Here is a 14,380-nt window from a genome sequence, read left to right as displayed (position 1 = left end):
TCGGGCAGCCTTTACTACCTTGATTTCTTTTGCCTGCCTTTACTATAAAACGTAAGGCAAAAATGCTAATATGCCGCCGTTTGCCGCACACACCGGCTTGATGTTTATTGATTGCAGATTGCCCATGAAAACCCCACTATTTCCTCTCGCCGTGATCGCCGCCCTGCTATTGAGCCTGCCCGCCCGTGCCGACGGCAAGGCAGGGGAGGCGGCTGCCAATTCGGCGCAAAAAAATAAAGAAAAAGAATCGATCGAGCAGCCCACCACGGTTAATCCCAACAAACTGCCTTTCCCCATTTCCATTGATGCGCCTGCCGATTTGGCCGCACTTTTGCGCGAGCATCTTTCCATTATCAACCGCCAAACCGAGCCGGATGCGGATATTGACCAAGAACAAATGCAGTTTTTGGCCGAAGAAGCGCCAGACGAAATCAAACAGATTGTGCGCTCACAAGGCTATTTCCGCGCCGATACTCAGGTAACCCCACATGGCCGCGGCTGGCGCATCACGGTAAAACCCGGGCCGCGCCCGCAGGTGAGCAATGTGGAAGTGTCGATTGTGGGCAAGGTGTTGGAAGACGCCGAATTGGCCAACTACTATAAACGCGCCATGGCCAACTGGGCCTTGCCGGTGGGTCAGCCGTTTGTGAACAGCGAGTGGAGCAGCAGCAAAGACGCGGTGCTCTCCGCCGTGCGCCGCTATAAATATCCGCTGGCCTCGCTCACCGAAAGCCGCGCCACCATCAACCCGCAAACCAGCGAAGCCGTGCTCTCTGTGAGCGTAGACAGCAAACAACCGGTGTATTTCGGCGATATTCAAGTGAGCGGCAACAAGCGTTACCCTGCCTCGGTAATTACCGGCATGGCGCAGTTTAAGCCCGGCGAACCCTACGATTTCGACAAAATCCTGGATTACCAACAGGCACTGGAACAAGACAGCCACTACAGCCGCGCGCAGGTGGAGGCCGATTTCTCCAAAATGGTGGACGACCACGTGCCGCTGTTGGTGTCGGTGAGCGAAGTGCCGCGCCAGAAATTCGATATCGGCCTGCGCTACGACTCCAAAGACGGCCCCGGCATCCGCCTGGGTTACGAACACTACAATGTGTTCAACCGAGGCTATGTGTTTGCCGGCGCCACCGACGTAAACCGCTACGAAAAAAGCGCCAGCATCGGCCTGAGCCAACCGCGCAACAGCAACGGCTGGTATTGGACAGGCAACATCGCCTACAACAGCTCCACCACGCAGAAGCTGGATAAAAACACCCTCCAATCCGGCATCTGGCGCGTGCGCGACCGCGACGGCATCGAGGCACGTTTCGGGCTGGAATACATCACCGAATCACGCCGCGTTGTGGGCGGCCCCGACTTCGGCCGCAGCAATGTGCTGATGCTCACCGCCGCCTGGCGCCGCCAAAACATCGAAACCCTGCTGCGTCCGGCCAACGGCTATTATTTGGAAGGCAAGGTAGGCTCCACCGTCGGCTCGCTCGGCTCTTCCGCCGTAGTGCAGCGTGTGCACGGCCGCGCCGGCTACTATTTCACGCCTGAAGAACACAAAAACATCGGCACCTTCATCGCACGCGGCGAACTGGGCTACACCCATTCCAACCAAGATTTGGATGTGCCCTCCGTATTACTATTCCGCAGCGGCGGTGCCAACAGCGTGCGCGGCTATGAGCAAGACAGTATCGGCCTGAAAGGCCCGAATAATTCCGTGCTGCCCGACCGCGCCTTGGCCGTGGCCAGCTTCGAATATCAAAAACCAATCGGCAAAAACTTCGCGTTGGCGCTGTTTCACGATATGGGCTCGGTGAGCCACAACTTCACCAACATGAACTGGCATCACGGCAGCGGCGTCGGCCTGCGCTGGTTTAGCCCGATTGCCCCCTTCTCCTTCGATTTGGCCTACGGCCACCAAGACCGCAAACTGCGCTGGCACATCAGCCTGGGAACCCGATTCTAAATGACCGACACCGCCCTACCCGTTGATTCCGACACCCTGCCGCCCGAAGCTGAAAATGAAGCCGCTGCCGGCAACACTCCGCCGAAGAAGCCGCGCCGCCGCTGGCTGCGCCGCCTGCTTTCCGCCTTTTTGCTGCTGCTCACGCTTCTGGTGGCAGCCGTGGTGTGGCTGGTGGGCACCGAATCCGGCCTGCGCTTCGGCATCACCAAAATCCCCTCCTGGTTCGGTGTGAACATCAGCGTGAAGGAATTGAACGGCAGCCTGTGGCGCGGCTTTCAAGGCAGCGGCATTCAGGTAGCCACCGAGGGTACCGATTTAGACATCAGCAGCGTGGCGCTGCAATGGCAGCCTAATGAATTGTGGCACCGGCAGCTGCACGTCAACCGCCTGGCCGCCGGCGATATCCGAATCATCAGCAAACCCATCCCGCCCAAAGAAGACCGCCCGCCGATGAAGCTACCTGAAAGCGTGGATTTGCCCTTGGGCGTACAGATCGAGAAAATCGAAGTCGGCCGCATCCTGCTGGGCAAAAGCAACAACCCGGTGGTGGAATCCGGCGCGGTCAGCTACCAGTTCGACCACCAAAACCACAAGCTCAACATCGTTTCCCTGCGCCTGCCCTGGCATAATTTCAGCGGTAGTACCACACTCAACACCGCCACCCCCTTCAAGCTCGACGGCCAAATCGTGGGCAGCGGCGAGCTGGACGGCAAACAGGCCGACAGCGCCGTGGCCATGAACGGCAGCCTGCAAAACCCCGAGTTGCTCGTCCAGCTGGACAACGGTGATTCCCACTTTGCCGTAAACGGTAAACTGCGTCCCTTCGAGCCGCTGCTCAACCGCAAAATCGTCAACCTCAACATCGACGGCCGTCAAATCAACCCCGCATGGTTCGATCCCTCCCTGCCCACCGCCGATTTGGTGTTCAACCTCGCGCTCAATCCCGCCGAAGAAGCCGATACCCTCGCCGGCCTGCTCGAAGTGCGCAACCAAGCCCCCGCGCCCATCAACGGCAACGGCATCCCCGTAGCCAGCATCAACGGCAAACTCAAAGTAGACACCAGCGGCAAACTGCATCTGGACAATGTCGATACCGAGCTGGCCGCCGGCGGCCGCATCACATTCAACGGCAACATCGACAGTGCCAACCAGAACATGGTCGTGGATGCCGCCGTGCAGCAATTCAAACTGCAAGACATCCTCAAACAAAAGCTCGACCTCAGCCTAGACGGCGACATCAAGCTTTCAGGTAGCCTTGGCAGCCCGCAGGCCGATTGGCAGCTTAAAGCCGGCCAAACCGCCACCAGCGGTACCTTCCAGCTGCTCACCGACAAAACCAACCGCCAGCGCAGCATCAGTCTGCAACAAGTGAAAATCACCCCCGCAAACGACGGCGAAATGCACGGCGAAGCCCTGCTCGAGCTCTTCCAAGGCCGCAAAATCACCGCCCGCGTTAACAGCACCCGCTTCAACCCCGCCGCCGTGCTGGCCGATTTGCCGCAAGGCAGCATGAACGGCAGCGTAAAGCTCGACGGCAGCCTCGGCCAAAACCCCGATTTGCACCTCCTGCTCGATTGGCAAAACAGCCAGCTCTCCGGCGCACCCCTCGCCGGCAAGGCCGATTTGCGTTATCAAAACGACCACCTGCCCAAAGCCGACCTCCACCTTTTGCTCGGCCGCAACCGCATCCACGCCGACGGCAGCTTCGGTAAGGCAGGCGACCGCCTCAATCTCGACATCGACGCGCCCAACCTCAATCTCTTCGGCTTCGGCCTCACAGGCTACCTGAAAGCCCAAGGTTTCCTCTCCGGCGATCCCGCCAAGCTCACCGCCGACCTGCACGGCCATGCTGACAGCCTTGCCGTGCAGAACGTCGTGCGCATCGACCACCTCGATTTCGACCTCAAAGGCTCGCCCGACCTCAACCAGCCGCTCAACATCAAGCTCGACGGCCGGAAAATCCACATCGGCAGCACCCAAATCGACAACATCAACCTCAACGCCAACGGCAGCGGCAAAAGCCACAGCATCACCGGCAACAGCAGCCTCAGCCTCAGCGGCAAGCCCTTCCGTCTCAATCTGGCCGCCAACGGCGGGCTGAACAACGAACAGCAGTGGAACGGCCGCATCGGCCAGCTCGACATCAGCGGCGCCTTCAACCTCAAGCTGCTCAACCCCATCCAAATCGAAGCCGGCGCCAAACGCGTGCGTCTCGACAACGCCCGCTGGGCAGCCATGGGCGGCAGCCTCAACCTACACAATTTCGTGTGGGAAAAACAAAGCGGCATCAGCAGCAAAGGCAACGCTACCAATCTGCACCTGCAAGAGCTGGACAACCTAATCGGCCTGGGCAAAGACGACAAATCCGTCAAGCTGCAGCTCGTGGTGGCCGGCGATTGGGACTTGCGCTACAGCCGCGACGCCACAGGCTACCTGAAACTCACCCAGCAATCCGGCGACGTGGTTATCCCCTATCGCCAGCAGGCGCTGGGCTTGAGCAACCTCGTGCTCGACACCCGCTTCCAAAGCGGCCGCATCGACAACCGCCTCACCGGCAAAACCCGCTATGGCACGCTAGACGCCTCCGTGGCCGTGAGCCAGCAGTTTGGCAATGCCATCAGCCAAGCCCCGATAAATGGTTACCTGAAACTCGACATCCCCGAGCTCGACGCCATCCGTAACCTCCTGCCCGGCGGCATGAGCGCCAAAGGCGCACTCGCCATCGACACCACCGTGTCCGGCAACGTGGGCGAGCCCAACCTCAACGGTACCGCTACCGGCAAAAACCTCTACTACCGCGACCGCAACACCGGCGTGATTCTGGATAACGGCAGCCTCAGCTCCCGCTTCCAAGGCCGCGACTGGGTAATCGACTCGCTCAAATTCACCCGCAAAGACGGCAGCGTCGAGCTCAAAGGCCGCGTCAACCTCACCGGCACCACCCCCGATGTAGACGTAAACGCCCAATTCACCCGCTACCCCATCCTCGACAACCCCAACCGCAAGCTCACCCTCAGCGGCAACAGCCAACTGCTCTACAACCCCGGGCGCGGCATGGCGCTCAACGGCGAGCTCAAAGTGGATAGCGGCCACTTCGGCTTCCAAAAATCCAGCATGCCCGGGCTCGATGACGACGTGGTGGTGCTCGGCGAAGAAAAACCCGCCGAAACCAGCACCGCCACCCCCATCGAGATGAACATAACCCTCGACTTGAACGACAACTTCCGCTTCAGCGGCCAAGGGCTGGATGTATTGCTCGGCGGCAAGCTCACTCTCAGCGCCAAACCCAAAGAGAACGTGCGCGCAGTGGGCACCGTAAACATCGTGCGCGGCCAATACAAAGCCTACGGCCAAGACCTCGTCATCAACAAAGGCCACATCTCCTTCGTCGGCCCCATCGCCTCGCCCAACCTCAACCTGCGCGCCACCCGCAAATACTCCCCCGTGGGCGCCGGCGTGGAAGTGCTCGGCAGTCTCGACAACCCGCGCGTGAGCCTCGTATCCAACGAGCCGATGAGCGACAAAGATAAACTATCCTGGCTCATCCTCGGCCGCGCCAGCAGCGGTAACGAAAGCGACGAAGCCACCGTGGCCGCCGCCGCCGGCGCCTTCCTGGCCGGCAACATCAACGACAAAATCGGCCTCCTCGACGACTTCGGCATGACCACCCGCCGTACCCGCAACACCCAAACCGGCGAGCTCAACCCCGCCGAACAAGTCATCACCTTCGGCAAGCGCATCACCAACGAGCTCTATCTAGGCTACGAATACAGCGTAACCAGCGCCAACCAGGCCGTGAAGCTGATCTGGCAGATCAACAGCACCCTGCAGGCCATCAGCCGCGTGGGCACTGACTCTGTGGGCGGTGAAGTGCGTTACACCATCCGCTTCGATTAGCGCGCCATTCGACCAAGCTGCCGCTACAAAGTTTTGGCTTGGCTGGATGTTTGGTTGTGCAGAAATTTGCGTTGCCCGTTTGAACGGCGTTGAAGCTCACATTTTAGCTTTGCAGAAACCCGGCTTCTTTCGGAAACCTCGTTTTCAGGCAGCCTCCTCCAAGGCCGTGCATATGGCTTCGGCAATCCGCTCGCTCGCGCCTTGGTGGGCTTGGATAAAACCGGCGGCTTGGGCGGAGAAGCGTTCGCGTTCGGCGGGGTTGGCCAGCCAGCGTTGTACGGCGGCATACCATTCGGCGGGAGTGGCTACCTGAAGCGCGGCGCCGGCAGCCAATGCGCCCGCGCAGGCGGCGGCGAAGTTGTAGGTGGAATAGCCGAACAGGGCGGGTTTGCCGCAGGCGATGGGTTCGATGATGTTTTGGCAGCCGGTGTCCACCAGGCTGCCGCCCACAAAGGCCATATCGGCGGCCAGATAGTAGGCGAACAGCTCGCCCATGCTGTCGCCCAGCCACACTTGCGTGTCGGGGCGCACGGGGGCTTCGTCGCTGCGCCGCTGCACGCGCAGGCCGAGTGCAGCCGCGCCTTCAGCCACGGTATCGAAGCGCTCGGGATGGCGCGGCACGATTACTAAAAGCGCATCGCCTTGATACTGCCGCCACTCTTGCAGCAGCAGCAGCGCTTCGTCTTGATTTTGATGAAACCGCGTGCTGGCACACACCACAACGGGACGGCTGCCGATGCGTTGCTTAAACGCTGCGGCCAGCCCGCGCATGGCTGCGGGCGGGGCGATGTCGTATTTGGTGTTGCCGCACACCAGCACGTTTTCCGCGCCGATGCCGCGCAGGCGTTCGGCATCGGCTTCGGTTTGGGCGAGCACGCGGCGGAAGGATTGCAGGGCGGGGGCAAACAGGGACGGCCAGCGGCGGTAGCCCTGCGCGGATTGCTCGGAGAGGCGGGCGTTGGCCAGGAACACGGGCAGATTGGCCGCGCGGCATGCAGCCAGCAGGTTCGGCCAGATTTCGGTTTCCATGATGATGCCGAAACGCGGCTTATGCTGGGCGAGGAAGGCGGCTGTCCAAGCCGGGTGGTCGTAGGGCAGATAGCGGCATTGGGCATCGGGAAACAAGCTCTCGGCGGTGGCGCGGCCGGTGGGCGTCATTTGCGTGAGCAGCAGCGGGGTATCGGGAAAACGGCGGCGCAAAGCCTGCACCAGCGGCACGGCGGCGCGGGTTTCGCCCACGGACACGGCATGCACCCAAATAGCGTGCTGCACAGGATTATCCAGCGGCTCGCCGAAACGCTCGCCTTGATGCAGCAGATAGGCGGGGGAACGGCGGCTGCGCTTGGCGAGCAGGTGGCGGGCCAGCGGGCGGCCGAGGAGGCGGGTAAGCAGGCGGTAGAGGGCGGGGAGCATGGGATGGTTTGTTTTTGCAGAGATTCAGCCTTGGCTGCGCCAAGACATTATTTTAGCTGCGCCGAAGCTTACGCTTTCAGGTAGCTTGGAGGTAGTTTGGAGGCTACCTGAAAAAATGAATTTGGTGAAGTGAAATATAACGCTACGGCCGGTGTTTTCAGGTAGCCTCACAGTGATACAGAAAGGTCAATGGAAATGGAACAAAACAAACCGCAAGAAGCAGTTTCCGCCAAACCGCCTTACCCATGGCGGGTGCCGATTGTTCGCGCACTATTAGGTGGCCCGCTGGAGGTGTGGTTGATGGCTTTTTACCTATGGTTTCAAAACGGCTGGATTTCCCGAGTCGATTTTGTTGAAGTGATTGGTGCAGCAGTTTTGTTTTTATGGGTTGCGTTGATAAACTGGGATGTCAGCACGTTGTATAGCCGCCAGCAAATGTTTATAAAATGCTGGTTATGATGAGCTGCAGTGCAAATATCTATGATTTTGTTGGAATTTCTGTCCAAGCCGCAGCCGCAATAAGTCGGGCACTCATACCCAGCCTACGGGCTACCTGAAAGCATGAGTTTCAACGAAATTAAAAATTTCAGGTAGCCTTCTCCCCGTTTCTCCCACTCCTCCAAAGAAAGGATTTGCCATGACTATCTGCCACCATCTCCCCGCCGCACGCTATTCTGAAGCTGTGATAGCCAACGGTTTCGTTTTCCTCTCTGGCCAAGTACCTGCCAACCCCGAAGCCGATATCGAAGCGCAAACCGCCGATGTGCTTGCGCAAATCGACCAGATTCTGGCCGACTGCGGCTCAGACAAGGCACATATCTGCGAAGCGGTAATCTATTTGCCCGATATGGCCGACTACGCGGGCATGAACCGTGTTTGGGATGCCTGGGTAGCCCCTGGCAAAGCCCCCGCCCGCGCCTGCGTACAAGCCGCATTAGCAGATGCAGGCTGGAAAGTGGAAATCAAGATTACGGCTTTGCAGCGCACGGTATGACAGGCAGTGGCCTTCTGCCGTACAATCCGCGCCGTTTCTTTATTATATAGCTAAAGCACTTAATTTCTTTTTACAACAGTGGTTCGCCTTGTATGAAAGAATGTGCTTCAGACCACCTGAAATCGGCACAACTACGGAACGATATGGTTTATCAAAGAAAATTTATTAAAGAAGTGTCGCAAACGGCGGTGGGCGTATTCGTACTGCTCTTGGCTACGCTGGTGGTGGTGCAGGCGGTGAAACTGTTGGGCGGCGCAGCCGGCGGCAAGGTGGCGGCGGATGCAGTGGCCACGCTGGTGGCGTTTTGGACGGTGGCGCTGATGCCCATCGTGCTCATCCTCACGGCCTACATCAGCGCGCTCACGGTATTTTCCCGCTATTGGCGCGACAGCGAAATGACGGTTTGGCTTTCTTCCGGCCTCTCCCTCTACGGCTGGATTAAGCCGCTGATGGCTTTTGCCGTGCCTTTCGCCCTGCTCACGGCGCTGGTGTCGATGCTAGTAATGCCGTGGGCGGATGCGCGTAGCCACGAGTTTGCCGAGGTGCTAAAGCAGCGGCAGGATATTTCCATGGTGCGCCCGGGGGTGTTTCAGGAATTCGGCAGCAACACACCGCGCGTGTATTTTATGGAAAAATTCGATGCGGGCAGTGGTGATGCGGCCAATCTGTTTATTCGCGAGCAAAATGCGCAGGGGCGCGATACGCTGATTACCGCCGAGCGCGGCCGTTTTGTCGAAGCAGGCAATAAGCGTACGCTGGAATTGTTTAACGGCCGCCGCTACAGTGGCATACCCGGCATGGCGGATTACGACGAAGTATCGTTTGAGCGGCTGCATTTGGTGGTGGGCACCGCGCCCAAGCTGGTGCAGCGCGATATTCACCGCCGCACCGTGCCCACCGCCAAACTGTGGGGCAATACCAACCCAGAGTTGCGCGGCGAATTAATGTGGCGTATCACCATGCCGGTGAGCGTGCTGATTTTGGCGCTGTTGGCGCTACCACTCTCATATATGGATAACCGCAGCGGCCGCAGCTACAGCCTCTTAATCGCCATCGGCATGTTTCTGCTCTATCAGAACGGCCTCACGCTGGTGCGCGACGGCATCAGCAGCGGCAAAATTCCGCTGTGGCCGGGCTTGATTGTGCCGCATCTATTGATGCTGATGCTGGCCGTGCTGCTGTTGCGCGTGCGCAGCCAGCCCTCGCGGCCGTTTTGGCAGGCCTTGCGCCTGGCCTTGGGAGGCAAACCGGCATGAAACTGCTCACCCGTTATCTAATCCGCCGCTTGGGCACGGCCACGCTCTACGCGCTTATGGCCTTAGTGGCGCTGTTCTCGTTTTTTGAAGTGATTAATGCCGTGGACGACGTGGGCAACGGCAACTACACCGTGCTCACCCTGATTCTGTATGTGGGCATGCGCCTGTTCGGGCACATGTATACCCTGCTGCCGCTGGCCGTGCTCATCGGCTGCCTGGCCGCCTTGAGCCAGCTCGCCTCCGCCAGCGAATGGACGGTTATCCGCACCAGCGGCGCCTCGCTCAAGCGCATCATCGCCACCGTGGCCTCGGTGGGCTTGCTGGCCGGGCTGATCGGCGTGGCTTTAGGCGAATGGGTTGCCCCCTATATGGAACAACGCGCCGAGCGGCTGCGCCTGCATGCCGTGCAGCAAACCGTGAGCCTGGGCGGCAGCGGCCTGTGGTTTCGGCAGGGCAGCGACAACATCAACGTGCGCGAAATGCTGCCCGACGGCCGCCTGCTCGGCATCCGCATCTACCGCTACAACCAACACGCCGCGCTGGAATCCGCTTGGCAGGCCGCCGAAGGCCGTGTAAACAGCAACGGCACTTGGACGCTCAAACAGGTGGCGCGCACCCATATTGCCGCCGAGCGCACCCAAACCGAACGGCTGGCCAGCGCCGAATGGCCAAGCGACGTGGGCGTGGAGCTGCTCGGCGTGCTTTTGGTCGACACCGACCAAATGTCGGCCCGCAGCCTGAAAATGTATATCGACCACCTGCAAAGCAACGGCCAGCAAACCGCCGCCTATGCCACCGCCTGGTGGCGCAAGCTGCTCTACCCGCTGATTTGCACGGTGATGGCCTTGGTGGCGCTCGCCTTCACCCCGCAAAGCTCGCGCCACGGCAACATCGGCGTGCGCCTGTTCCTCGGCATCTGCCTGGGCCTTGCCTTCCACTTCGCCGGGCTGCTCTCCGGCTACATCGCCCAACTCTCCAACATGCCGCCCCTCGGCGCCGCCATCCTGCCCGGCACGGTGTTTGCCATCGCCGCCGCCTGGCTGATTAGGCGGCAGGAAGCGCGTTGAGGAAAGGCTACCTGAAAAACCAGGCTTGGCATTTTTCAGGTAGCCTTTATTCCGTTTCAAAATCAATATAATCAAGGAGAAACCATGTTTACAGGAATCGTACAAGGCTTGGGCGAAGTACTGGCCGTGGATCAGCGCGCGCCCGATTTCCGCAGCCACACCGTGCGCCTGCCCGATGGCGCGGATGCCGATTTGCGCGTGGGCGCATCGGTGGCGCACAACGGCTGCTGCCTCACCATCACTCGCGTATACGAAAACGGCGCGGCAGATTTCGACCTGATGGGCGAAACACTGGCCAAAACCAATCTGGGCGCATTGCAGCCGGGCGACAAAGTAAACATCGAGCGCGCCGCCCGCTTCGGCGACGAAATCGGCGGCCACAGCATGAGCGGCCACATCACGGCCACCGCCGAAATCAGCCGCATCGAAGCGAACGGGCTGAACCGCACTGTTTGGTTCAGGCTACCTGAAAACCTGAAAGGCTATGTTTTCCCTAAGGGATTCATCGGGCTGGACGGCTGCAGCCTCACCATCGGCACGGTAAGCGACAGCGAATTCAATGTGCACCTAATTCCCGAAACCCTGAGTCGCACGCTGTTTGGCAGCCGCCGCGCCGGCGAGCGGGTGAATGTGGAAATCGATCCGCAAACGCAGGTGATTGTGGACACCGTAGCGCGGATTTTGGCGGAAAGGGCAAAGGCATGATGCCGCTGCCGCCGCAAGTGCCGCGCCGGGGCGGCGGAATCAGCCGCCGAGTGGCGGCCGCTTTACTCCGGCTGTTGGGCTGGCGCGTTGCAGGCAGCGTGCCGGATGTGGCCAAATGTGTGGTGGTGGCCGTGCCGCATACGTCGAATTTCGACGGGCTATATGTGTTACCTGCTCTGTTGGCTTTGGATTTGAAAATGAGCATCTTCGGCAAGAAAAGCCTGTTTGCTGTGCCCGGTTTGGCGGCGTTTTTGCGCTGGGCGGGTGTGATGCCGCTGGATAGGGAACGCGCCGGCGGCGTGGTGGACGAAGCCGTGGCCACCTTCCACCGCAGCGGGCAGCTGTTTCTCGGCATCTCGCCGGAAGGCACGCGCCACGCCGCGCCCAAATGGAAAAGCGGCTACTGGCGGATTGCCCGCGGCGCCGGTGTGCCGGTATTGCCGGTGGCGATCGACTACGGGCGGCGCGAAGTGCGCTTCCTGCCGCTGTTTACCCCCACCGCCGACATGGCCGCCGACCACGCCGCACTGGCCGCGCTGTTTCGCGGCATCGAGCCGAAGCATAAGCATCGTTTGTCTTTGCCGCTGCGTGAAGCCCAGATGGCCGAAACCGATTGATAATTGATATGACCAACACCCCCACCGTTCCCGACTATCTGCGCCACATCCACGTGGTGCTCGCCCGCACCAGCCATCCCGGCAACATCGGCGCCGCCGCCCGCGCCATGAAAACCATGGGCTTGAGCCGCCTCACCCTGGTCGCGCCCAACCTGATGGCTACGCCGATGACCCCCGAGCCGCCTGCTTTCGATGCCGCCCAGGCCACCGCGTTCCAGCTGCCGGAAGAAAGCTTTATCCTCGCTTCCGGCGCGCGCGACGTGCTGGAGCAGGCGCAAATTGTGGCCACTTTGGATGAAGCGCTGGCCGACACCGTATTGAGCTGCGCCCTCACCAGCCGCCGCCGCGAGCTCTCCGCCCCGCTGCACACCCCGCGCGAACTCGTGCCCGAGCTGTTGCAGGCTGCGCAGCAAGGTTTTCAGGTAGCCCTCGTATTCGGCAACGAAACCTTCGGCCTGAACATCGATGAAGTGCAGCGCTGCAACCGCCTGCTCACCATCAGCGGCAATCCCGCCTATTTCTCGCTCAACCTCGCCCAGGCCGTGCAAGTGGTGTGCTACGAAATTTTCAGCCAAACCGGTATCGGCATGAGCCAGCTGCAACAAGCACATACGCCCGCCACACAAAGCCAAACGCGCGGCATGGTGGACCACTTGGAGCAAATCATCGAACAAACCGGCTTTGCCAACCGCCGCAACCAAGAACGCATGATGCGCCGCCTGCACAGCCTCTTCGATCGCGCCTCTCCCAGCCGCGAAGACATCGACCTGCTGCGCGGCCTGTGGAACAGGATTTTGCAGCAGCTGAGGGATTAAGGGCAGGGAAGGGGAAGGCTACCTGAAAGTTTCAGGTAAACTTCCATCTTGTGTAGTCGTTCCCAATAGGGATGAGACAAGGTGGCGAGCTGTAGATGGTATAAATAGTACGGCAAGGCGAGTCAAAGCCGTATCATCCCTATTATGGAAGGCTGTAAAAAACCTTGAATTGCCAGGGGATAACACTTATCATTACCACCCTTGTAGCTGAAGCAATTATTTCTTCCTAACAAGGCGAGTCAACGTAGCAGGAAGAAATAATTGCTTCAGCTATGCAAAACACATCTGAAAAAGGAAACAAATTATGGCATACCAACTGCCCGAACTACCCTATGCTTATGACGCGCTGGAGCCACATTTCGATACGCAAACCATGGAAATCCACCACAGCAAGCACCATCAGGCCTATGTAAATAATGCCAATGCCGTGTTGGCCAAACTGCCCGAGTGGGAAAAACTGTCCGCCGAAGAGCTGATTGCCCGCCTTGCCGAGCTGCCCGAAAACGTGCGTACTCCTCTGCGTAACAATGCCGGTGGTCACGCCAACCACAGCCTGTTTTGGCAAATCCTGAAAACCGGTACCACTCTGCAAGGCAAGCTCAAAGCCGCCATCGAGCGTGATTTCGGCAGCGTGGAAGCTTTCCAGGCCGAGTTTGAAAAAGCTGCTGCTACCCGTTTTGGCTCTGGTTGGGCTTGGCTGGTATATGAAAACGGCAAGCTCAAAGCCGTTTCCACTGCCAACCAAGACTCCCCGCTGATGGGACAGGCCGTATCCGGTGTGTCCGGCTACCCGATTATCGGCTTGGATGTGTGGGAACACGCCTACTACCTGAAATTCCAAAACCGTCGCCCCGACTACATCAAAGCCTTCTGGCAAGTAGTAAACTGGGACGAAGCCGCCCGCCGTTTTGAAAGCGTGGCTGCTTAAGTGTCTATCTTTCTGAAACAGGCTACCTGAAAGCCCGTTCGGCATTTTCAGGTAGCCTTTTCCAATTCCAATCACTTAGCAAATACCAATCAATAAAATGGCAACACTCAGCAACGAAGACATCCACTGCTTCAAACAACAAGCCCACCAACTGCGCCCCACCGTGCTCATCGGCAAACAAGGACTCACCGAGGCTGTTATCAAAGAAACCGACACCCGCCTCACCGCCCGCGAGCTGATTAAAGTGCAAGTGGCCGGCGACGACAGGCAGGAGCGCATCGCCATTGCCGAAGCCTCTGTGCCGCCACCGGCGCCGAACTGGTGCAGCACATCGGCAAACAGCTGGTGTTGTGGCGGCCGAAGCCCGAAGAAAAAGAGTAGGGCGGCTGCACATTTTTTCATGCAGGGCAGGCCAAAGCCGTATCAGTGTTGGTTGATTCGTTATTCCGCAATATAATCCGATTTCAAACAGCATCTTGCCAAACCGGCATATTGCAGTATAATGCCGCCTTTCCCGCGGACGTGGCGAAATTGGTAGACGCACCAGATTTAGGTTCTGGCGCCGAGAGGTGTGAGAGTTCGAGTCTCTCCGTCCGCACCATCTTCACAAAACAGCCCAAATTTTCGGGCTGTTTTTTTACGTCTAACGCCATCCAATGCAATTAGCCAAACTCAATACAGACAAGACTTTCAGGCTGATTCAAGTTATCCTTTCCCCTTCC

Annotated in this window: 12 protein-coding genes, 1 tRNA gene and 1 pseudogene; 13 read left to right on the top strand and 1 reads right to left on the bottom strand. The window is 59.2% G+C overall.

Translation table 11 applies throughout. The annotated features are described in order from the left end of the window. The first annotated feature begins 124 nt into the window (after positions 1–124). Together A7P96_RS00070 and A7P96_RS00065 are read left to right on the top strand one after the other, a co-directional pair. Entirely contained in the window at positions 125–1,966 is a 1,842-nt protein-coding gene (locus A7P96_RS00070; RefSeq protein ID WP_067523950.1) for an autotransporter assembly complex family protein, read from the top strand. Then, positions 1,967–5,863: a translocation/assembly module TamB domain-containing protein gene (locus A7P96_RS00065; RefSeq protein ID WP_067523821.1), complete on the top strand. Its 3,897-nt coding sequence runs from the start codon at positions 1,967–1,969 to the stop codon at positions 5,861–5,863. Positions 5,864–6,007: 144 nt separating this feature from the next. On the opposite strand, the gene waaA is transcribed toward A7P96_RS00065, so the two are convergent. Continuing rightward, positions 6,008–7,276: a lipid IV(A) 3-deoxy-D-manno-octulosonic acid transferase gene (gene waaA / locus A7P96_RS00060; RefSeq protein WP_067523820.1), complete on the bottom strand. Its 1,269-nt coding sequence runs from the start codon at positions 7,274–7,276 to the stop codon at positions 6,008–6,010. On the opposite strand from waaA, the gene A7P96_RS11330 reads away from it, so the two are divergent. The 11 genes and pseudogenes from A7P96_RS11330 to A7P96_RS00010 all read left to right on the top strand — a co-directional run bounded on the left by A7P96_RS11330 (position 7,275) and on the right by A7P96_RS00010 (position 14,259). Further along, complete coding sequence (locus A7P96_RS11330; protein ID WP_255361150.1) at positions 7,275–7,409, top strand: hypothetical protein; 135 nt, start codon at positions 7,275–7,277, stop codon at positions 7,407–7,409. The genes waaA and A7P96_RS11330 overlap by 2 nt on opposite strands. Positions 7,410–7,465: 56 nt before the next feature. Then, positions 7,466–7,735, top strand: coding sequence for a hypothetical protein (locus tag A7P96_RS00055; RefSeq protein ID WP_067442397.1), 270 nt, complete (start codon positions 7,466–7,468; stop codon positions 7,733–7,735). Positions 7,736–7,913: 178 nt separating this feature from the next. Then, positions 7,914–8,270 carry a RidA family protein gene (locus A7P96_RS00050; RefSeq protein WP_067523818.1) on the top strand — a complete coding sequence of 119 codons (357 nt, stop codon included), beginning with the start codon at positions 7,914–7,916 and terminating at the stop codon, positions 8,268–8,270. 143 nt (positions 8,271–8,413) lie between these two features. Next, positions 8,414–9,526, top strand: coding sequence for an LPS export ABC transporter permease LptF (gene lptF / locus A7P96_RS00045; RefSeq protein ID WP_067523816.1), 1,113 nt, complete (start codon positions 8,414–8,416; stop codon positions 9,524–9,526). Beyond that, positions 9,523–10,593 (top strand): LPS export ABC transporter permease LptG, encoded by a 1,071-nt coding sequence (lptG, locus tag A7P96_RS00040; protein WP_067523811.1) that lies wholly within the window; start codon positions 9,523–9,525, stop codon positions 10,591–10,593. The genes lptF and lptG overlap by 4 nt, the downstream gene beginning before the upstream one ends. An 84-nt stretch (positions 10,594–10,677) precedes the next feature. Continuing rightward, on the top strand, positions 10,678–11,298 hold the full coding sequence (locus A7P96_RS00035; RefSeq protein ID WP_067523809.1) for a riboflavin synthase: 621 nt from the start codon (positions 10,678–10,680) through the stop codon (positions 11,296–11,298). After that, positions 11,295–11,915 carry a lysophospholipid acyltransferase family protein gene (locus A7P96_RS00030; RefSeq protein WP_067523807.1) on the top strand — a complete coding sequence of 207 codons (621 nt, stop codon included), beginning with the start codon at positions 11,295–11,297 and terminating at the stop codon, positions 11,913–11,915. The genes A7P96_RS00035 and A7P96_RS00030 overlap by 4 nt, the downstream gene beginning before the upstream one ends. Positions 11,916–11,923: 8 nt before the next feature. Then, entirely contained in the window at positions 11,924–12,730 is an 807-nt protein-coding gene (locus A7P96_RS00025; protein ID WP_067523805.1) for an RNA methyltransferase, read from the top strand. Positions 12,731–13,034: 304 nt separating this feature from the next. Beyond that, positions 13,035–13,658 carry a superoxide dismutase [Mn] gene (sodA, locus tag A7P96_RS00020; protein WP_067442411.1) on the top strand — a complete coding sequence of 208 codons (624 nt, stop codon included), beginning with the start codon at positions 13,035–13,037 and terminating at the stop codon, positions 13,656–13,658. A 97-nt stretch (positions 13,659–13,755) separates the two neighbouring features. Further along, positions 13,756–14,039, top strand: a pseudogene (gene yhbY, locus A7P96_RS00015) (ribosome assembly RNA-binding protein YhbY). A 135-nt stretch (positions 14,040–14,174) separates the two neighbouring features. Further along, positions 14,175–14,259, top strand: a tRNA-Leu gene (locus A7P96_RS00010). The last annotated feature ends 121 nt before the right edge of the window (positions 14,260–14,380 follow it).

Origin of the sequence: Eikenella sp. NML03-A-027 (assembly GCF_001648395.1) — a bacterium.
In the GTDB taxonomy this organism is placed as follows: domain Bacteria; phylum Pseudomonadota; class Gammaproteobacteria; order Burkholderiales; family Neisseriaceae; genus Eikenella; species Eikenella exigua.
Note: the sequence above shows the minus strand (reverse complement) of the source record. Positions and strands in the feature narration are given on the sequence as shown.